19 protein-coding genes are annotated in these 18,919 nt (G+C 64.1%); 14 read left to right on the plus strand and 5 right to left on the minus strand.

Annotated features, from left to right (window positions below; translation table 11 throughout):
* Positions 1 to 101 precede the first annotated feature (101 nt).
* From HBN54_RS12125 to HBN54_RS12150, 6 genes are all read left to right on the plus strand, one after another.
* Positions 102 to 542: an ABA4-like family protein gene (locus HBN54_RS12125; RefSeq protein WP_168673471.1), complete on the plus strand. Its 441-nt coding sequence runs from the start codon at positions 102 to 104 to the stop codon at positions 540 to 542.
* A 62-nt stretch (positions 543 to 604) separates the two neighbouring features.
* Positions 605 to 1,450 carry a hypothetical protein gene (locus HBN54_RS12130; protein WP_168673472.1) on the plus strand — a complete coding sequence of 282 codons (846 nt, stop codon included), beginning with the start codon at positions 605 to 607 and terminating at the stop codon, positions 1,448 to 1,450.
* A gap of 57 nt (positions 1,451 to 1,507) precedes the next feature.
* Entirely contained in the window at positions 1,508 to 1,939 is a 432-nt protein-coding gene (locus HBN54_RS12135) for a DUF3995 domain-containing protein (protein WP_168673473.1), read from the plus strand.
* A 20-nt stretch (positions 1,940 to 1,959) separates the two neighbouring features.
* A complete protein-coding gene (locus HBN54_RS12140) occupies positions 1,960 to 2,994 on the plus strand; it encodes a sensor histidine kinase (RefSeq protein ID WP_168673474.1) in 1,035 nt (344 codons plus the stop codon).
* 70 nt (positions 2,995 to 3,064) lie between these two features.
* Positions 3,065 to 3,853, plus strand: a complete 789-nt coding sequence (locus HBN54_RS12145; protein WP_168673475.1) for a LytR/AlgR family response regulator transcription factor — start codon at positions 3,065 to 3,067, stop codon at positions 3,851 to 3,853.
* 37 nt (positions 3,854 to 3,890) lie between these two features.
* Positions 3,891 to 4,475, plus strand: coding sequence for a Uma2 family endonuclease (locus HBN54_RS12150; protein WP_168673476.1), 585 nt, complete (start codon positions 3,891 to 3,893; stop codon positions 4,473 to 4,475).
* Positions 4,476 to 4,530: 55 nt separating this feature from the next.
* Here HBN54_RS12150 and HBN54_RS12155 read toward each other — a convergent pair whose 3' ends face one another.
* The 3 genes from HBN54_RS12155 to HBN54_RS12165 all read right to left on the minus strand — a co-directional run bounded on the left by HBN54_RS12155 (position 4,531) and on the right by HBN54_RS12165 (position 7,457).
* Positions 4,531 to 5,343 carry a LytR/AlgR family response regulator transcription factor gene (locus HBN54_RS12155; RefSeq protein WP_168673477.1) on the minus strand — a complete coding sequence of 271 codons (813 nt, stop codon included), beginning with the start codon at positions 5,341 to 5,343 and terminating at the stop codon, positions 4,531 to 4,533.
* A 105-nt stretch (positions 5,344 to 5,448) separates the two neighbouring features.
* Entirely contained in the window at positions 5,449 to 6,582 is a 1,134-nt protein-coding gene (locus HBN54_RS12160) for a sensor histidine kinase (protein ID WP_168673478.1), read from the minus strand.
* A 155-nt stretch (positions 6,583 to 6,737) separates the two neighbouring features.
* Positions 6,738 to 7,457 carry a hypothetical protein gene (locus HBN54_RS12165; RefSeq protein WP_168673479.1) on the minus strand — a complete coding sequence of 240 codons (720 nt, stop codon included), beginning with the start codon at positions 7,455 to 7,457 and terminating at the stop codon, positions 6,738 to 6,740.
* A gap of 239 nt (positions 7,458 to 7,696) precedes the next feature.
* Here HBN54_RS12165 and HBN54_RS12170 point away from each other — a divergent pair, with 239 nt between their 5' ends.
* A complete protein-coding gene (locus HBN54_RS12170) occupies positions 7,697 to 8,404 on the plus strand; it encodes an outer membrane beta-barrel protein (protein ID WP_168673480.1) in 708 nt (235 codons plus the stop codon).
* A 140-nt stretch (positions 8,405 to 8,544) separates the two neighbouring features.
* A complete protein-coding gene (locus HBN54_RS12175) occupies positions 8,545 to 9,210 on the plus strand; it encodes an outer membrane beta-barrel protein (protein WP_168673481.1) in 666 nt (221 codons plus the stop codon).
* A 227-nt stretch (positions 9,211 to 9,437) separates the two neighbouring features.
* Here the strand turns inward: HBN54_RS12175 and HBN54_RS12180 are convergent, their stop codons facing one another.
* The gene (locus HBN54_RS12180; protein ID WP_168673482.1) at positions 9,438 to 11,678 is read right to left on the minus strand and encodes a TonB-dependent receptor; all 2,241 of its coding nucleotides are present in this window, start codon (positions 11,676 to 11,678) and stop codon (positions 9,438 to 9,440) included.
* A 422-nt stretch (positions 11,679 to 12,100) separates the two neighbouring features.
* Here HBN54_RS12180 and HBN54_RS12185 point away from each other — a divergent pair, with 422 nt between their 5' ends.
* The 4 genes from HBN54_RS12185 to HBN54_RS12200 all read left to right on the plus strand — a co-directional run bounded on the left by HBN54_RS12185 (position 12,101) and on the right by HBN54_RS12200 (position 15,701).
* Positions 12,101 to 13,399 (plus strand): PAS domain-containing protein, encoded by a 1,299-nt coding sequence (locus HBN54_RS12185; protein ID WP_168673483.1) that lies wholly within the window; start codon positions 12,101 to 12,103, stop codon positions 13,397 to 13,399.
* A gap of 102 nt (positions 13,400 to 13,501) precedes the next feature.
* The gene (locus tag HBN54_RS12190) at positions 13,502 to 13,861 is read left to right on the plus strand and encodes a hypothetical protein (RefSeq protein ID WP_168673484.1); all 360 of its coding nucleotides are present in this window, start codon (positions 13,502 to 13,504) and stop codon (positions 13,859 to 13,861) included.
* Between the two features lie 113 nt (positions 13,862 to 13,974).
* Positions 13,975 to 15,300 (plus strand): PAS domain-containing protein, encoded by a 1,326-nt coding sequence (locus HBN54_RS12195; RefSeq protein ID WP_168673485.1) that lies wholly within the window; start codon positions 13,975 to 13,977, stop codon positions 15,298 to 15,300.
* Between the two features lie 50 nt (positions 15,301 to 15,350).
* On the plus strand, positions 15,351 to 15,701 hold the full coding sequence (locus HBN54_RS12200) for a hypothetical protein (protein ID WP_168673486.1): 351 nt from the start codon (positions 15,351 to 15,353) through the stop codon (positions 15,699 to 15,701).
* A gap of 313 nt (positions 15,702 to 16,014) precedes the next feature.
* Here the strand turns inward: HBN54_RS12200 and HBN54_RS12205 are convergent, their stop codons facing one another.
* Positions 16,015 to 16,782 (minus strand): TatD family hydrolase, encoded by a 768-nt coding sequence (locus tag HBN54_RS12205; protein ID WP_168673487.1) that lies wholly within the window; start codon positions 16,780 to 16,782, stop codon positions 16,015 to 16,017.
* Between the two features lie 153 nt (positions 16,783 to 16,935).
* Between HBN54_RS12205 and HBN54_RS12210 the strand changes: the two genes are divergently transcribed.
* A complete protein-coding gene (locus HBN54_RS12210; protein WP_168673488.1) occupies positions 16,936 to 17,325 on the plus strand; it encodes a BlaI/MecI/CopY family transcriptional regulator in 390 nt (129 codons plus the stop codon).
* Entirely contained in the window at positions 17,315 to 18,838 is a 1,524-nt protein-coding gene (locus HBN54_RS12215; protein WP_168673489.1) for a M56 family metallopeptidase, read from the plus strand. Before HBN54_RS12210 ends, HBN54_RS12215 begins: the two co-directional genes overlap by 11 nt.
* Positions 18,839 to 18,919: the final 81 nt, after the last annotated feature.

An 18,919-nucleotide genomic window follows, 5' to 3' on the forward strand; every position in this document is an offset into this window, starting at 1 on the left:
ACCGCCGTTTCGCCCGGTTGTTTTGCCGCTTCGCCCCGAAATAGCTGGCCCGTCCGCCAGCCGGGCTACTAGATTTGGCCCAACTTCTTCGCTTTAGCCCCATGCTCACGCCCGATTTCCTGTTTTCCCTCGCCAATCCCGTGGCCCTGTTGGGCTGGGCGATGCTGGTGCTGGCCCCGCGCTGGCGCGGCACCCGCGCCGTGGTGTTAAGCGGGGCGCTGCCCCTGCTGCTGGCCGCTGCTTACGCGGTGCTTATCGGGGCGCACTACGCGGGGCCGCACGGCGGCGAAGGCGGCTTTCAGTCGCTCGATGCCGTGGCGGCGCTGTTCCGCGACCGGTGGGCGCTACTGGCCGGCTGGGTGCACTACCTCTGCTTCGATATGTGGACGGGGGCCTGGGAAGTGCGTGACGCGCAGCGGCGCGGGGTGCCGCACTGGCTGCTGATACCCTGCCTGCTACTCACGTTCATGTTCGGGCCGGTGGGGCTGCTGCTTTATTTCGGGGTGCGGCAGCGGCATCCGCTGTCGGCGGCGGCGGGCTGATTATCAACTGGTTCACCCCTTTCATTCTGGTTGTTTTTTTCTGATTTCAACGCGCTGACCTCATGAAAATCGCCTTGCTTTCGTCCGCTGTTTTTTCGCCGCTCAGCCCAGCTGCCAGCCCGGTGCGCGAGGCCCTGCGCGTGCTGCACCGCGTGAACCCCGCCCTGTCCTGGACCGGCTGGGCGAACGTGGCCCTGGCCGCGCTGGCCCTTGGCTTGCTGCTCCTGGACCACCGACTCGTGGCCGGCGCACCGGTCTGGCTCAAGCCCCTGAAGTTTGCCCTCTCCATCACGGCCTTTACCTGGACGCTGGGCTGGCTGCTGGCCGACCTGCCCGCCGCCGCCCAACGCAGCGTGCTGCTGTTAAGCTGGGGCGTGGCCCTGAGCATGGCCGTGGAGCAAGCCGTAATTTTTACGCAGGCGGCGCGGGGCACCACCTCGCACTACAACGCCAGCACCCCGCTCAACGGCATCCTGTTCGGGCTCATGGGCCTGTTCATCCTGGTGAATACGCTGATGACTGTGTGGGCCGTGTACCTGGCCTGGCGCTACCAACCGCACGGGCCGGCCGGCTACGTGTGGGGCCTGCGCCTGGGGCTGCTGCTGTTTCTGGTGGGCTCGGTGCTGGGCGGCTTTATGATTCACAACCTGCAGCACACCGTGGGCGCACCCGACGGCGGCCCCGGCCTGCCCGGGCTGGGCTGGAGCACCCGCGCCGGCGACCTGCGCGTGGCCCACTTTCTGGGCATGCACGCCCTGCAGGCCCTGCCCCTGCTGGGCTGGGCGCTGAGCCGCACGGTGCCGCAGCAGGCCGCTGCCCTCACCTGGGCCGGCGCGGCGCTGTATGCCGGGGCGGTGGCGGGCTTGTTTGCGCTGGCCCTGGCGGGACGGCCGCTGTGGGCCAGCTAACGGGAGATGGCACCTTCAGCCAGCATTCATTATCCATTCATCTTGGCAGTCAGTAATATGCTTGCTTTTATTACCACTTTCAACAGCCTGATTTTTCTGGCACTGGCCGGGCTGCACGCCTATTGGGCCACGGGCGGCACCCGGGGCCTCACGGCGGCGCTGCCGGCCCATTCCACCGGCGCGGTAGTATTCCAGCCCGGCCGCGGTATGGTGTGGGCGGTGGCAGTGGTGCTGCTAGTGCTGGCCCTGTTGAGCACGGCTCACCTGCTGCCGGCCAGCGCAGGGCTGCCGGCCAGTTGGCTACGGGCCACCGACTGGGCCGTAGCGGCTGGCCTGGGCTTGCGCGTGCTGGGCGACTTCAGGTTTGTGGGCCTCAACAAGCAGGTGCGTGATACTACCTTTGCCCACCTCGATACGCGCTATTACACGCCTCTGTGCCTGGTAATGGCCCTGGGCTTTGTGGGGCTCGCCCTGGCGGTCAGGCTTTGATTTAGCGTTTTTTCATTGCGATGACGCCTAAGCTGAATGACCGCCGTTTTCTGCTCTGGGGCATTCCGGGGCTGAGTCTACTGATTGCGGCGTTTAGCCTGCCCACGGGGCCGTATGGCCGCTGGCCGCTGGTGCTGGTGCACTGGCTTATCGGGTTATACTTTACTACGGGCTACTGGCTGGCCAACCGGCAGCTATGGCGGGGTCTGCCGGTACGCTTCCCCAGCCCCGCCCAAACGCCGCGCCGCCTGTGGGCGCTGGCGGGCCTGGCCGTGCTCGTTACCACCGCCGCCACCGTGGCCCTGATACTACCGGTGCACCTGCTCCGGCCCGAGGAGCATTTGCTGTCGGCTGGCAAGCTGCTGGAGGAGGTGCGCTTCAGCTTGGTGCCTACGGTGGCCGTGCTCACGCTCTACGAATCGACGTATTTTTTCCAGGAATGGAAGGCCAGCCTGGGCCGGGCCGAGCAGCTGGCCCGCGCCGCCACGCAGGCCCAGCTCGATGCCCTGCAAAGCCAGCTCGACCCGCACTTTCTGTTCAACAACCTCAACACGCTGGCCGCCCTCATCGAGCCCGGCAACGCGCCGGCCCAGGATTTTGTGGAGCAGCTGGCCGATGTGTACCGCTACGTGCTGCTGGCCCAGGGCCGCCCCACCGTGCCCCTGGCCGAGGAGCTGGCCTTCATCGAAACCTACCTGGCATTGCACAAAGCCCGCTTTCGGGACAACTTGCGGGTAGAAATCAGCATTGCGCCCGCCGCGCTGGCCCGGCACGTAGCGCCCCTCAGCGTGCAGTTGCTGGTAGAGAATGCGCTGAAGCACAACGTGGCCTCGCGCGAACACCCGCTGCACCTGCACCTTAGCACCGATGAAACCGCCACGCACTTGCAGGTCGAAAACACCCTGCGGCCCCGCACGGCCGGCCTGGTGCCCGGCACCGGCACGGGCCTGGCCAATGTGCGCCAGCGCTACGCCCTGCTGGGCGCGTCCACGGCGGTGCAGGTACTCGCCACGCCCGATACATTCGTGGTGCGGCTGCCGCTGCTGCCCTGGTAAGGCCGGGCGTTACTTCTCCTTTTTCTGCCCGCCGTAGCCCCCACGGCAAGCTAAAGCTTACCGCACTGCCATGACCGTTCTCCTCCTCGAAGACGAATACCCCGCCGCCGAGCGCCTGCAACGCCTGCTGCTGCAAGCCGCGCCCGACGCGCAGGTGCTGGCGGTGCTCGACACCGTGGCCGGGGCGCTGGCCTGGCTGGCCACCCACCCCGCTCCCGGACTCATTATCAGCGACATTCAGCTGGCCGATGGGCTGAGCCTCGAAATCTGGGAGCAGGCCGTGGTGCCCAGCCCGGTCATCTTCACCACGGCCTTCGATGCGTATGCCATCCGCGCTTTTCAGGCCCACAGCGTGGCGTATCTGCTCAAGCCCGTGAAGCTGGCCGAGCTGCAGGCCGCCCTAGCTAAGCTGCGCCAGTGGGAGCTAAGTGTCAGGAGCGAAGAGGTAAGTGTTGATTCGGCGGGTACTGTCGGTCCAGCGCCTAACTCCCTCGAGCGAATGCTCGATACCATGCGGCCCTACAAGCGGCGGTTTCTGGTGCGGCAGGGCGAGCAGCTGTTGCCCCTGCCGGTGGCCGAAGCTGCCTGGTTTCTGAGCCGGAACGAAACCGTGACGCTGGTAGCCACCGACGGCCGCCGCTTCGTGCTCGACTACACCCTGGAGCAGCTCGAAGGCCTGCTTGACCCCGCTTTATTCTTCCGCCTCAACCGCCAGCTAATTGCCCAATTGCCGGCCGTGCGCCGCCTGCACCCGCATTTCGGCGGCAAGCTGCTGGTCGAATTATCCCCCGCGCCGGCCGAGGAGGTGCTGGTGAGCCGCGAGAAAGCGCCGGCCCTGAAAGCCTGGCTGGAAGGGTAGGTTTCGGCGTATCTTGTTGTTCTAATTCCCTATTGCTATGACTGCCATCAAGCTAAAAAGTCCTGTGTTAGAACGCCTCAACGATGAGGAATTCTATCAGTTCTGCATGGATAACCGCGACCTGCGCATTGAGCGCGACGCCAACCATCAAATTTCCTTGATGCCGCCCACCAATTCCGAAACCGGAAAATCAAACAACGAGCTAAGCCGCCAGCTGGCTAACTGGAATGTTGACACGGAATTGGGAGAAACATTCGATTCGTCCTCCGGCTTCACGCTCAGCACCGGGGCCATGCTCTCGCCCGATGCCAGTTGGATAGCGAAGGAAAGCTGGAACGCCCTTAGCCCTGACGACCGGCGCGGTTTCGCCCGCATCTGCCCCGATTTTGTGGTGGAGCTGCTCTCGCCCACCGACCGCCTCCCCGACACCATGCGCAAGATGGAGCACTGGCTCGAAGCCGGTGCCAAGCTCGGCTGGCTCATCGCGCCCGGCACGGAATCAGTCTATATTTTCGAGCCCGGCCAGCCCGTGCGCCCCATCGTGGGCTTCGACCAGGAATTGGTGGCCGGGCCACTGCTGCCGGGCTTTGCGCTGGAGCTGCGGCGGCTGCGGGCTACGTGAGGTAAGCTTTAGCTTGCCGTATCATTGCTCATACGGCAAGCTAAAGCTTACCTCACTACCGGTCCAGCCAGTTCTTGAACACGTTCACCTTTTCCCGGCTCACGAGCACCTGCGCGTCGGGCGCGGCGGGCTTGAGCACGGTTTGCAGGCGCGAATTGGTGTAGTGGATGATGTCCTGAATGGCCGTCTGCTGGGCCAGGTAGGCGCGGTTGAGACGGAAGAAACGGCGCGGGTCGAGCAGCGTTTCGAGCTGGTCCATGGTGTAGTCTACCACGAATTTGCGGCCCTCGATGGTTTGCAGGAAGGTGGCTTTTTCGAGGCTGAAGAAATAGGCAATCTGGTCGAGGGGCACCACTTTCAGGTGCTCGCCCACGCGCACCACAAACTGGGTTTTGTAACTGGCGGCGGGCGGCGCGCTGGTACCCGGCAGGGCCTGCTGCATCTGCTGCATGAGCTGGGCCAGCAGCGCGGGGTCGAAGGCGGGCGCGGCAGCCGGCGCGGCCGCTGCCGGCAGGCGCTGGCGCAGCTTGGCCACGGCCGCCGCCAGCTCGTCGGCATCAATGGGCTTGAGGAGGTAATCCACGCTGTTCACCTTGAAGGCCTGCAGCGCATACTGGTCGTAGGCCGTGGTGAAGATGACCGGGCAGCGCACCGCCACCTGCTCGAAAATCTCGAAGCTCAGCCCATCGGCGAGTTGGATATCGAGAAACAGTACATCGGGCGTTATTTCCCGCAGCAGTGCCACGGCCTGGGCCACCGATTCGGCCGTGCCGAGAATTTCGAGGGGCTCGGGCTGGCGGGCCAGCATGTCGGCCAGGCGGCGGGCAGCCAGGGGTTCGTCTTCGACGATGAGGGCGGCTAGTTTCATTCGACAATTATCATTTAACATTTAACACCCAAGCGTAAAGGCATTCTGAGGCGGCCAGCAATACTGCTGCAAACCTACCGGCTGTTAAATGATAAATGTCAATTGTTAAATGACTAAAAGCGGCAGCGTCACCACAAATTCGCCGGCTTCTTCGCCGTACAGCAGCGGCTTATCCGTGAGAAAGGCGTAGCGGGCGGCCAGGTTGGCCAGGCCCCGGCCCGACGATTCGCCCGGGGCCAAACGGCGCGGGCGGCGGGTGTTGCGCACGGTGAGGGTGTGGGCGGCCGGGTCCAGCGTCACGCGCAGGTGCAGCGGGTCGGCTTGGTAGGCGGCGTTGTGCTTGAGCACGTTTTCGAGCAATAATTGCAGGGCCAGCGGCGGCACAAAGTACGGAGCCACGGCGGCGGGCGGCAGGTTCATTTCCACGGCCAGAGCGTTGCCGAGGCGGGTTTGCTGCAGGTAGAGGTAGCTTTCGGCGAAGGCGATTTCATCGGCCAGGGGCACCAGCTCGTGACTTTCGCTGTCGAGCACGTAGCGGTACACCTGGCTGAGCTGGCGGATGAAGCGCACGGCGCGGGGCGGGTCGTTTTCCTCCACCAGGCTGGTCAGCGCGTTCAGGGAGTTGAACAGAAAGTGCGGGTCGACCTGCCGGCGCAGCGAGTCGAGGCGGGCTATGGCGGTTTCCTTTTCGAGCCGCTCGACGCGCACCGTGGCTTCGCGCCAGCCCAGCAGAAAGGAGCGCGAGTGCATAAACAGCGAGATAATCACGGTCATCACCAGCGGGGCCACCATCTGGCCGGCTATGTTATGCCGAAAGAGAAAGTCCGGCGACTTATGCCACAGCAGCACCGTAATGGCCTCCCCTATCACCACAATCACGGCCAGCGAGGCCAGCAGCGAAGCCCCCACCGTGAGCAGCAGGCGGCGCACGGGCCGCTCGGTCCAGCCCATGCGGTGGTTCAGCCAGTCCGACGTGTAGCCGTTGGCCAGCCACAGCCCCACAAAATACAGCAGCGAAATCACGAAGCTGATGCCGTAGTTGACCGGGTGCAGCCAGGGCTGCTGCTCGTTGGAAAAAGCGAAGGCCGACGTGCCCAGCAGTATCCACCAGCGCCGCTCCCAGATGCTGCGCAGCTGCGACGGCTCGGTGGTGGTGACCCAGGGCTGGGCCGGCGGGCCGTCAATAGCAGAAGGAATGGAATGGGGCGGGGCCATGGCGGGGGGCAGGCAAGTTTCCATCAAAGTAAGGGGCTGGGGCTGAAGAAAGAGTTAACAGAACGTCATGCCGAGCGCAGCCGAGGCATCTCGCGTGTGGTAGTAATTCAATCGATTGGTTTACTGCTGCACGCGAGATGCCTCGGCTGCGCTCGGCATGACGTTCTTGGGTTTTGCCCCTACTTCGCCGCCGTAGCCGGCGTTTCGTACTGCTTCAGGCGGCCCTGGAGCTGGCGCTGGCCCCAGTTGGGTGCCAGCGGGCCGGCGGGCACGAAGGCCGCAAATCTGGCCTGGGCCTGCACGTAGAGCGGCTTGGCAGCCTCGGGCCCACCGCCAAACATTTTGGGCGTGAAGTTCACGTTGTTGGCCTCTACCAGGTAGGGGCGCGGGTTGGCGGGGCTCAGGGACTGGGCCTGGGCCACGGCCTCGCCCACCAGCTCGGAGTATTTGCGCGAGCGCATCATGGGCGAGATGCCCAGGCGGGCCTGGTAGGCGTAGGCTTGCAGGGCGAGCAGCTCCGATTCGTCGCCGTGCAGCTTGCGGGCCTGGGCGAGGGCCGTTTCGGCCTGGTCGAGGGTTTTGTCTTTGGCGTCGCCGTCTTCCTTACTTTGAAACACGTTGATGACCAGCGCATAGGCTTGATAGTAGCGGGGCAGCCAGTCGGCGGGGGCCACGGTGGCGGCGCGCTCCAGCTTGGCGGCCACGGCCTTGAGCACGGCCGGGTCGCCGGTGCTCATCAGCTCGGTGATGGTGGCGCTCATCAGGGTGGTGTAGGCATCGGCGGGCGCGGCGGCGGCGGCCGGGGTCGTACCCGGCAGGGCAGCAGTGGCGGGTTGCGACTGGGCGGCGGCGGCCAGCGAAACGGCAGCGAAAGCGAGGGTGAGGACGAGGGTTTTCATGGGACGAATACTGGTGAAGGTGAGGGCTGATTTGCGGTGGTTGATGATTCAAAGGTGGCAGCGGGCCGGGCCGGGTGAAAACGGCTGTTCCCGAAGCGTCGGATGAGGCGGATGAACCGTTGGCCGGGGCCGACCAGCGGGCGGCGGCTTTTTTTGCGGATGCTTGTTTCGGCCGTGCAACGCTTGGGCGGCCAATTCGCTCTTAATAGTATTCCCAATCACTTTCCACCTTCCTGCTCATGCGTTTTCTTTCCGTTGCCCTCGGCGGCCTGCTCCTCACCGCCGCCCTGCCCACCCTCGCCCAAACCAGCGCCGAAGCCCCGGCCGCGCCCCGCTACTACGTGGGCCTGGGAGCCTACAGCAGTTTCTACCAGCAGATTGGCAGCCGGCGCACCGGCACTACCGGCTTCGCGGTGCCGCTGCAGCTCACGGCCGGCTACCAGCTGAGTCCGCGCGTGGCGGTGCAGCTGGCAGTGGCCTACAGCGGCCGTACCTACGGCCAGAGCTACTTATACTACGACCTCTCGACCCCGCCGCCTTATTCGGGCTACGAAGCGACTGGCAAATTGACGGACCGCTACACGTCCGCCTCCGCCCTGGTGCGCTACACGCTCACGCACGACCTTACCAAGCGCCTGCAGTTCGATGCCCTGGGCGGATTCGGGCTGGAGCACGCCCAATCGCACGGGCGCGGCACCCAGTCTACGACTTCCCAAGGCACCGTCCAGACGTCCGACTACGACTTCACCTACTCGCACAATACGCTGTTGCTCACGGCCGGCGTGGGCATTCGCTACCGCCTGAGTTCCCGCTTCGAGCTCACCAGCGACCTCACCGTGAGCAAAGCCCTGAACAACGAAAACAACGTTTTCGGCAACGCCATCAACGGCACCAATGCCCTCACCGGGGCGCAGTCGCTGGGGGTACGTTACCGGTTCGGTAAGTAGCGGGAGAGATACACAGCGCGGACGGATTCCCGAAACACGTCCCCCTCCTATCCTGATTTGCGCCCCCCATCCAATGCAACACCAGCGGCAATAAGCTGCGCCTGGCGGCGTTCTCATCTTCCTCGCTAAACACCCTTTCCGTGACTCTTTCCCGTATTGTGCCCGGCGCTATGCTGCTGGCCTTTCCCCTGCTGGGCCACGCCCAATCCCCCGCACCCCGCTTCTACGTGGGCCTGGCCGCCTACCACAGCAACTACCAGAACCTGGGCAGCTGGCGGCAGAGCGACACCGGCTTCCGGGTGCCGGTGCAGCTCACCGCCGGCTACCAGCTGCGCCCCCGCCTGGCCCTGGAGCTTAGCGGGGCCTACAGCGGCCGCACCGGCACCTATGCCTACGACGCCACCTTCTACTCCGGCGGCACCGCTTACTATTCCCAATACAGCGACACGTTTACGGAGCGCATCACCTCCGTATCGGCCCTGGCCCGCTACACGCTCACGCGCCAGCTGGCCCACCGCCTGCAGCTTGACGTGCTGGGGGGCTTCACGCTGGTGCATAGCCAGCACTACTCTCGCGGTTTCCAGAGCGATGACCTTTCCGGCACCATCCAAACCACTTCCTTTTCCACACACTACTCCGGCAACACCTCCCTGCTGACAGCCGGCCTGGGCCTGCGCTACCGCCTCACCCCGCGCTTTGAACTCAACTTCGACCTCGCTACCAACCACAGCCTGAACAACTCCACGGCTCAACCGGGCTTCACGGGCAGCAGCGCGCTGGGACTGCGGTATCGGTTCGGGAAGTAAGCCACCCCGGCGCAGGCGCTGAAATGCCAAAAGCGGCCGCCCCACAAGAAGGGGCGGCCGCTTTTGGCATTTCAGCGCCTGCGCCATGCTTAGAGCCTATCCAGATAGGGAGCTGAACGTCATAGAGCGTAGCGAAGTATCTCGCTCGAATCGTTGAAAAAGTCTGATTACTACCACACGCGAGATGCTTCGCTACGCTCTGCATGACCGCCTATTTGGATAGGTACTTAATCCGGCCGCTTCTCCAAATCCACTTTCGTCGTCTTATTTATCGAGATGAACACGCCCACGAATAGCATGCGGGGCGCGGGCGGCAGCACGGCGGCGCTGCGGAACTGCCCGTCGGCAGCAGACGTGCCGGCGAAGGTGTAGCCGTAGATGTTGCGCCGGTTGAGCACGTTGCTGGCCGAGATGTACACGATGGTGAACTGCTTGAACCAGTGGGTGAGGTAGCTCACGTTCAGGCTCAGGTCCTGGTAGGCGGGCAGGGCGGCCTGGTTGTAGCCGGGCTGGTTGGGGTCGAAGTAGCGGCGGGGCGAGCCATAGCTGTAGGTGAAGCCGAACTGGGTGTGCATTTTGGCCACGTAATACTTGCCCACCACGCTCAGGTTGTGCCGGGCGGCAAAGGTGGGAATGGCCGCCACGGGGTCGGCCCGGTACTGGCGGCGGGTGTCGAGAAAGCCGTAGCTAATCCAGTAGTCGGCCATTTTGAAGGTGCTGCGGTCCCGGAACAGCACGTCGAGGCCCCGGGCGTAGCCGCTGCCGGCGTTCTGGTAGCCGGCGGGGTTGAAAACGTTGGCGCGGTCGTAGGTCACCAGCTGGCGGTAATTTTTCTGGTAAAGCTCGGCGCGCAGGGTACGGTCCTGCACGGTGCGCTCATAGAGCAGGCTGTAGTGTTCGGCCCGCTCGAAGTTGAGGGCGTGGCTGATGCGGAGCAGGTCGATAGTAGGCGTCTGGTAGAAGTAGCCCCAGGCGGCTGAGAGCTGGCTGTGCTCGCCGGTTTTGTAAGCCAGGCCCAGGCGCGGGGCGGCGTTGAGCTGCTGCAAAAGCGCCGAGTACTCGGTGCGTGCCCCCACGCGGGCGGCCACGCGGTGGCTCAGCACCAGCTCGCTTTCCACGAAGCCCGCGCCGCGCTGCTCATCCACGGCCAGGGTCCGCGTGGGGGCCTCGGCGGTGGGCTGATACTGCTGGCGGTAGCGCTGGGCGTAGCCTTCGAGGCCCATTTTGAGGTTGAACCAGGTACTGGCCGAGTCGTTGGTGAGCACCAGCCGGGCCACGGCCGACTGGTCGAGGTCGCGCACCGACTGCACATCGGGGCTGATGCGGTTGTCGTCCACGGTCAGGGCCAGGCCGGTGTTCAGGCTCCAGCCACGGCGCAGCGGGGCCCGGTAGGTGGCGTTGAGGTAGGCGTTGTCGTTGCCCAACGTGATGGGGTGGCCGTCGGCGGCGTAGGCGGGGCTGGCATCGGGCTGGCGCAGGGCCAGGCGCTGGCGGCTGTAGGTGCTGTATAGTTTCAGCATGCCGGCCTGACCTACTTTGTGGGCCACTTTGAGGGAGCCGCCCAGGGCCAGCGGAGCTTTATCCCAGCCCAGATTCTGGGGTACGAGGTTGTAGTAAGGGGCCAGATTCGTATAGTCGGCGCTCACGGCCACGGAGGTGCGCTCCCAGCGCCGGGTCCGCCCCAGGCTGCCGCCCACGCTCATCAGCGAAATGCTGGACTGCGTTTCGGGGGCCAAATCCGTGGAGTTCTGCACCACCACGGCGCTCAGCGCCTGCCCGTACTCGGCCGAGTAGCCGCCCGTGCTGAACACCAGCCCCTTGAACAGGAAGGGCGAAAACCGGCCCCGCGCCGCCACGTTGGGCACCGCGCCGCCGTAGGGCGTCTGCACGGGCAGGCCGTCGATGTAGTACTTGGTTTCCGAGGCCGCCCCGCCGCGCACAAACAGCTTGCCGTCCTCGCCCACCCGCGTGGTGCCGGGCAGGGCATTGAGGGCCCCGGCCACGTCGCCGAGGGCCCCGGCCGTGGTCACGATGTCCAGGGGCTTGAGCAGGGTGCCGCGCTTGGTGTCGCTGGCCTCGAAGGCCCCGGCCGTCACCACCACATCGCCGAGGGCGGCGGGGTTCAGCTTCAGCTTGATATTGGGCAGGGAAATCGGGCCTTCGCCCAGGCTCACCAGCAGCTCCTGCGGCACGTAGCCGATGAAGCTCACCACCAGCACGGCCGGGCCGGCGGCGCGGTCGGTGCGGAAATCGAAGCGGCCCAGCGAGTCGGTGCTGGCTCCGTCGAAGGTGGTTTTCAGGAACACGTTCACGCCCGGCAGGGGCTGGCCGGCGGCATCGCGCACGGTGCCTTTGAGGTGCGTTGGTGAGCTGGTGAGCTGGCTAGTTTTAGCACTGGGCGCGGTTTGGGCAAAGGCAGCGGGGGCGGCGCTCAGCAGCAGGAGCAGCGGGAGTAGCGAAGTTTTCATGGCGGCGGGCGGTTTGATGGCTCAAAGGTGCCCGCGGGCGGCCCCGGCCTCAACTTCCCGTTGCCGAACCGTCGGATGAGAGGGATGAACCGTTGGCGCGGGCTGTTGACTTTTTTACCAGCTGTCCGCCAGACGGGGTTGCGGGCCGACCCGCCGAAGGATGAACGACGGCCATAACAACGACAACCGGCCGGACCGCTTAGAGCGGTCAGACCGGAGCGACCACCGCAAAAACCGGGTAATGCTAACCGCAATTACCCGCGCCCCGTACTCCCGCCTACGGCTCCTCATTCAGCCCCAAACAACCAGCGCGCCACGCCGCTTATCTCCCGAAGGCTGGCTCCGGCGGCTATTATCTACCTTCACGGCATCATCATCACCACCTGCCGAAGTTTGCGGCACCATTTCAATTAGTACGCCTCATGGCCGATACTTCCCTGCCCATCGATTACCGCGCCCTGTTTCACGCCCTCCCCGGCGCCTACCTGCTGTTGGCCCCCGACGGCACCGTGCTCGACAATTCCGACCAGCACGTTGGCGTATCGCTCCTGCCACGCGCGCAGGCCGTGGGCCGCAATATTTTCGATGCCTACCCTTCGGCCCCCGAAAGCCAGCGCGACCTGCACGCCTCGCACGAGCAGGTGCGCCGCACCTTGCGCCCCGACACCATGCCCCTGCTGCGCTACGACCTGGAACGCCCCGCCGAGCTGGGCGGCGGCACCGAGGAGCGGTACTGGCAGATTACGCACTACCCCCTGCTTGATGCCCAGGGCCAGCTGCAGTACATCCTGCAAATGCCGCAGGACGTGACCGAAGCGCACCGCGCCGGCCAGGCCGCCACCGAGGCCCAGAAAGCCCTCGACGAAACGCGGCAACGCAACCAGTTCACGCTGCAAAGCCTTCCGGTAATGGTGTGGACTACCCGCCCCGATGGCACAGCCGAGTTCTTTAACACCCGCTGGACCGGTTTTACCGGCCGGGCGCTGGCCGACACCCTGGGCTGGGGCTGGGTGGAAGACCTGCATCCCGATGATTTGCCCGCCACCACCGCGCGGTGGCAAGCCGCCCGCGACCAGGGTACCTCTTACCAGGCCGAATACCGCATGCGCCGGCACGACGGCAGCTACCGCTGGCACCTGGCTACGGGCGTGCCCCGCCTGGGGGCCGACGGCCAGATTGAGATGTGGGTGGGCTGCAACACCGACATCCACGAGCAAAAACTGATGGTAGAAGAGCTGCTCGATGCCAACGAGCAGCAGGCCGCCCTCTCCGAGCAGGCCTACCAGCAGTTTCAGAAAGCTGAAAACCAGCGCGAAACCTACGAAAGCCTGTTTATGCAGGCCCCGGCTGCCATTTGCATCCTGCGCGGCCCCGAGCACCGCCACGAGTTTGTGAACCCGCCCTATCAGCATATTCTCGGCAAGCGCCCCCTGCTGGGCCGCACCGTGGCCGAAGCATTGCCCGAAGTAGCTGAGCAGGGCTTCATCGCCCTCCTCGACCACGTGTATCAATCGGGCGAAACGTACCACGGCAACGAGGTGCCCGTCCGGCTTTTGGGGGCCGCCGAAGACCAGTATTTCAACTTCGTCTACCAGCAGTTCCGCGAAAACGGGCAGCCCGTTGGCATTGTCGTCTTCTCCTTTGAAGTCACCGACCTCGTGCACGCCCGCCAGGTCCTCGAAAAGCTCCGCGATGCCGGCCCCGCGGCACCCTTGGCCTGATTTGTGGTAGGCCGTCCGCAACCATTGGCGTGGCGGGCGGCTCCTCATTCGCCATTTACCAGTCCTCCGGAGTCGCTCTTTTATTTTTACTTCTTCCTATTTATGCCTCTTACTTCGTTCGACTTTCAGCAGGCCCGCGTGAAGCAGGTGCTCTTTAAGTCGCGGCTGCGCTCCGTGCTCTACGGCGTGCGAGAGGCCGAATCCAGCCTCTTTTCGCCCCAGGAAAACCCGCTGGGCCAGTGGCTGCACACCGTGCTCCAGCCCCAGCACGGCACCCACCCCGAGGTGCGCGAGCTCGACCGCACCGTGCAGCAGATGCTGCGCGCCGGCCAGGACCTGGCCACCCGCTACCAGCGCGGCCACATCGAGGAAGCCCGCACCGGCCTCGACCAAATCAACACCTTCGCTGCCCACATCGAAACCTTGCTCCTTTCGTTGGAGCGCGGCCTGGCCGTGGCCTGAGACCTGCCCCCCGGCCAGCTTTGCGCGGTGCGAAGCCGGCTGTACTTTTAGGGCCCCAAAGCCGGCTCCCGGCCGCTTGTATTGTATTGCGCATTGCTTCTCAGCTTGTTAAAATGACTGCTTCTGTTGCCACTCCCGATTATCAGCGCCTGTTTCGCTCCCTGCCCGAAAACCTGCTGCTGATGACGCCCGATGCTATTATCGTCGACAATACCGACGGCCATGTGGAAGCCTCTCTCAGGCCCCGGGCCGAAGTGGTGGGCAAAACGCTGTTTGAAGCCTTTCCCTCGGTGGACCAGAACGAAGGCGATGTCATTTTTCAATCGCACGAGCATGTGCGCCAGCACCACACGCCGCACACCATGCCCCTCATTCGCTACGACCTGGCCCTGCCCGCCGAGCAGGGTGGCGGCTTCGAGGAGATGTACTGGCAGGCCACCCACTACCCCATTCTCGACGAGCAGGGCCAGCTCGAATACATCCTGCAACGCACCCAGAACGTGACCGAGGCGCACCGCGCTGCCCAGCGCGCCGCTCAGGTGCAGCACGCCCTCGACGAAGCCCAGGACCGCACCCAATTCATTCTCGAGAACCTGCCCGTTCTCATCTGGACGTCCGATACCGCCGGCCACCGCGCCTACTTCAACTCCCGCTGGCTCACCTTCACCGGCAAGCCTCTGGCCGAGCAAACCGGCCGGCAGTGGGCCGTCGGTATTCACGACGAAGACCGCGCCCGCGTGCTTGAATCCTGGCAGCACGCCCTTGATACCGGCGACACCTACCAGGTGGAATACCGCCTGCGCCGCCACGACGGCCAGTACCGCTGGATTCTGGTGCGCGCCGTGCCCCGCCGCGACGCCGATGGCCGCGTCAACCTCTGGGTGGGCGGGGGCACCGACATTCACGAGCAGCGCCAGATGGTGCAGGAGCTCCTCGCCGCCAACGAGCACCAGGCCGCCCTCTCCGAGCAGGCCTATCAGCTCTACCAAAAGGCCGAAAACCAGCGCGAAACCTACGAAAGCCTGTTCATGCAGGCCCCGGCCATGATTGCCATTGCCCGCGGCCCCGAGCACCGCTTCGAATTTGTGAACCCGGCCTACCAGCAGCTCTTTCCGCACCGCCAGCTGGTGGGCCTCCCGGTGCTCGAAGCCCTGCCCGAAATCAAGGACCAGCCCATCTACGAGGTGCTCAATAACGTGTTCCAGACCGGCGAAACCTTCCACGGCAACGAGCTCAGCATTCCGCTGGAGCGCGAGCCCGGAGAGCCGCCGCGCGATTCGTATTTCAACTTCATCTACCAGCAGCTCCGCGAAAACGGCGAGCCGGCCGGCATCATGGTTTTTGCCTTCGAAGTCACCGAGCTGGTGAAGGCCCGCCAGGCTCTGGAACAAGTGCGCGAAGCCTCCGCCCGCGCCCTCGGCGATGCCACGGCCGGCTAAAACCGGCGTATCTTTGTGGTCCTTTCTGCCCGCCTTTTTTTAGCCCCAGTATGCCTCTCTCTTCCTTCGACTTTCAGCAGGCCCGCGTGAAGCAGGTGCTCTTTAAGTCGCGGCTGCGCTCGGTGCTCTACGGGGTGCGCGAAGCCGAGCCGGCCCTTTTTTCCCTGGCCGAAAACCCACTGGGCCAGTGGATTCAAACCGTACTCAAACCCCAGGCCGCCGGCCAGCCCGCCGTGCGCGAGCTGGAGCATGTGCTGCAGCGCATGTTGAACACCGGCCAGGACCTGGCCACCCGCTACCAGCGCGGCCACCTCGAAGAAGCCCGCGCCGGCCTCGACCAGGTCAATGTTTTCTCCGACCAGATTGAAACCCTGCTCACCAGCCTGGAACGCGCCGCGTAGTAGTGGCATCAGCCGATAAGTAAGGTCGTCATGCTGAGCGGAGCCGAAGCATCTCTACCTCAATACTAAGTAGTGGTGCAGAAGTAACCGTAGTAAAAACGGTCGTCATGCAGAGCGCAGCGAAGCATCTTTACCTCAATACTAATCCTGACAGTTGGATTGCATTGAGCAGTAAAGATGCTTCGCTGCGCTCTGCATGAACCATCAATATTCAATGCGATTACTTCTGCACTACTACTTAATTAGTTGCGCAGTAGAGATGCTTCGGCTGCGCTCAGCATGACGTTCTTTTGCTACGGCTTCCTGAATACTATCACAAATTGAACAACGCCGCCGCGTTGCGCGTGGTGGCTTCGGCCACTTCCGCCTCGGGCCGGCCCAGCAACGACGCCACGCGGCGCAGCACTAGCGGCAGGTAGGCCGGCTCGTTGCGCTTGCCCCGGTGCGGCACGGGCGCCAGGTACGGGCAGTCGGTTTCGAGCAGCAGATGCTCCAGCCCGATGCCGGGCAGCACCTTGTCGGCCCCGCCGTTCTTGAACGTGGCCACGCCGCCGATACCCAGCTTGAACCCCAGCTTAATAACCTGTTCCGCCTCCTCGGGCGTGCCGGAGAAGCAGTGAAACACACCGCGCAGCGTGCCGTCCTGCGCGGCCTCCACCAGCGCCACGGTTTCGGCGAAGGCCTCGCGGGTGTGCAGCACGATGGGCAAGCTGTGCTTTTTAGCCAGGTCGAGCTGAATTTTCAGGGCCTGCTGCTGCTCGGCCAGCAGGCTTTTATCCCAGTGCAAATCGAGCCCGGCCTCGCCCACGGCGGCGAAGGGCCGGCGGTCCAGCCACGTTTCTACCTCGTACAGCTGCTGCTCAAAATTGCGGGTGACGGAGCACGGGTGCAGGCCCATCATGGCAAAGCAGGTTTCCGGGGCCTCCGCTTCCAGCTCCAGCATAGCATCGATGCTGCTGTGGTCGATGTTGGGCATGACTATGGTGCGCACGCCGGCTTCCTGGGCGCGGCGCAGGGCATCGAGGCGGTCGGGCCGGAACTGTTCGGAGTAGAGGTGGGCGTGCGAATCGGTGATGTGCATAGGGACGCAAAGGTCGGGCGAAGGCGCGGGCCGACAATAATTTTCCGCCGCAAAAAGCAAACGTCGGGCCTGAAAATGACTATCAACGGATAAATCAGTTTCAAAACTGAATAATAAGTTTTGAAACTGATTTATCCGTTATACATTTGGCACATGGAAGAATTAACCAAAACGGAAGAGCGCATCATGCAGGCGCTGTGGAAGCTGAAGAAGGCATTCATCAAGGACGTTATCGACCATTTGCCCGACGACCCCAAGCCGCCCTACAATACCATTTCGTCGGTGGTGCGCATTCTGGAGCGCAAGGGCTACGTGGGCTTCAAGGCCTATGGCAAGACGTATGAGTACTTCCCGCTCATCAGCAAGATGGAGTACCGGGCTTCCAGTCTGAAGCGCATGCTGGCGCAGTATTTCGACAATTCGCCCACGGCGCTGGTGTCCTTCATGGTGGAGGAAACGCTGAGCCAGCGCGAAAAGCAGCAGCTGCTCGACCTGCTCCACGATTCCGAAAACATTTCCAAGCCCGACGGCGATGCTCACTAGCCTCCTCCTCTACCTGACCGAAGCCAGCTTTTGCCTGGCCATATTTGCCCTGGCCTACCGCCTGCTACTGGCCGGCCTCACCTACTTCGCCGCAAACCGGGCGTATCTGCTGGGCGCGCTGGCCGTGAGCGTGGTAACTCCGCTGGTGGCCTTTCCGGGGCTGGCGGCCTGGCTGGCCAACCCGGCCGCCGCGCCGGCCGTGGCCGGGCTGCCGTTCCGCCTCAGCTGGCAGCTGAATGTACCGCTGGCCCACGCGACGGCCGCTCCCACGGCCAGCAGGCCGGATTGGATGGCGCTACTACTCATCGGGGCCGTGAGTATGTATGCGCTGGGGGCGCTCTACAAGCTGGCAATGGCGGTGCGCAACGTGCGGGCGCTAGGCCGGCTGGCCCGGCAAAACCCGCAGACCGATGTGGGCACCTTCGCCATTGTGCATTTGCCCACGCCCGGCCTGCCGGCGTTTTCCTTCGGGCGCTACGTGTTTCTGTCGCCGCTGCACGAGGCGCTGAGTCCGGCCGAGCGGGCGCAGCTCCTGCTACACGAGCAAGTGCACGTGCGGCAGCGCCACACGCTTGATTTATTGCTGGTGGAGGCGCTGGGCGTGGTTTTCTGGTTCAATGCCGCCGTGCCGTACCTCGGCCGGCAGCTGAAAGTGGTGCACGAGTACCTGGCCGATGCCGCCGTGGCCCGCACCCTGGCCAGTCCTACCGGATACGACCCTACCGGGTACGACCCCACCCGCTACGGCGAGCTGCTGATAAAGCTGGCGGCGCAGCAGCTCCCCTTTGCCCTGGTGCATGCCTTCGCCCACAAACAAATTTTTCTCCGAATCCAGATGCTCACTCAACCAACCTCCTCTCCCATGAAAAAGCTTCGTTTTCTGCTCATCGTGCCCGTATTCGCCTTCACCTGGGCGGCCACGGCCTGCGTCGGCTCACCGGCTACGGAACCAGCGGCTCCGGCCGAGACTCCGGCTAATTCCTCCACTGCGCCCGCAACGGCAGCGGGCCGCATTGGCCGCATCAGCTGGCAGGGCAACACCTACTTGTCGGCGGCCGAGCTGAACCAGGCACTGGGCCTCAAATCCGGCGATGCCTACGACTCCGCCACTGTGGTTCGCCGCCTGAGCTTCGACCCCAAAGGCGGCGATATTACCTCGCGCTACATGGACCACGGCTACCTGTTTTTCTCGGCAACGCCCACAGCCACCCGCCAGCCCGACGGCACCACCGACCTGGCCTTCAACATTTCCGAAGGCCGCAAAGCTCAGCTTGGCCATATCACCATCACGGGCAACAGCAAAACGCCCACGGCCGCGCTGCTCAAGCTGATTCCGCTGCGCTCGGGCGAGGATTTCAGCCGGGCCAAGCTGATGGAAACGCAGCGCATTTTGGCCCAGCAAGGTCAGTTCGACCCAAATAAAGTGGCCATCAACCCCGCCCCCGAAATGCGCCCCAATCAGGCCACCGACCTGGTAAATATCGCGCTGGCAGTGGTTGAGAAAGCCCAATAACCCAAGTTGCGGGGTAGCTATGTAGCGGCGAAAGGTTTGTGGTAAATAAACCAGAAGCCAGGCCCAAAGCCGCGTAGCGGT

Origin of the sequence: Hymenobacter artigasi, from assembly GCF_012275535.1 — a bacterium.
Lineage (GTDB): Bacteria > Bacteroidota > Bacteroidia > Cytophagales > Hymenobacteraceae > Hymenobacter > Hymenobacter artigasi.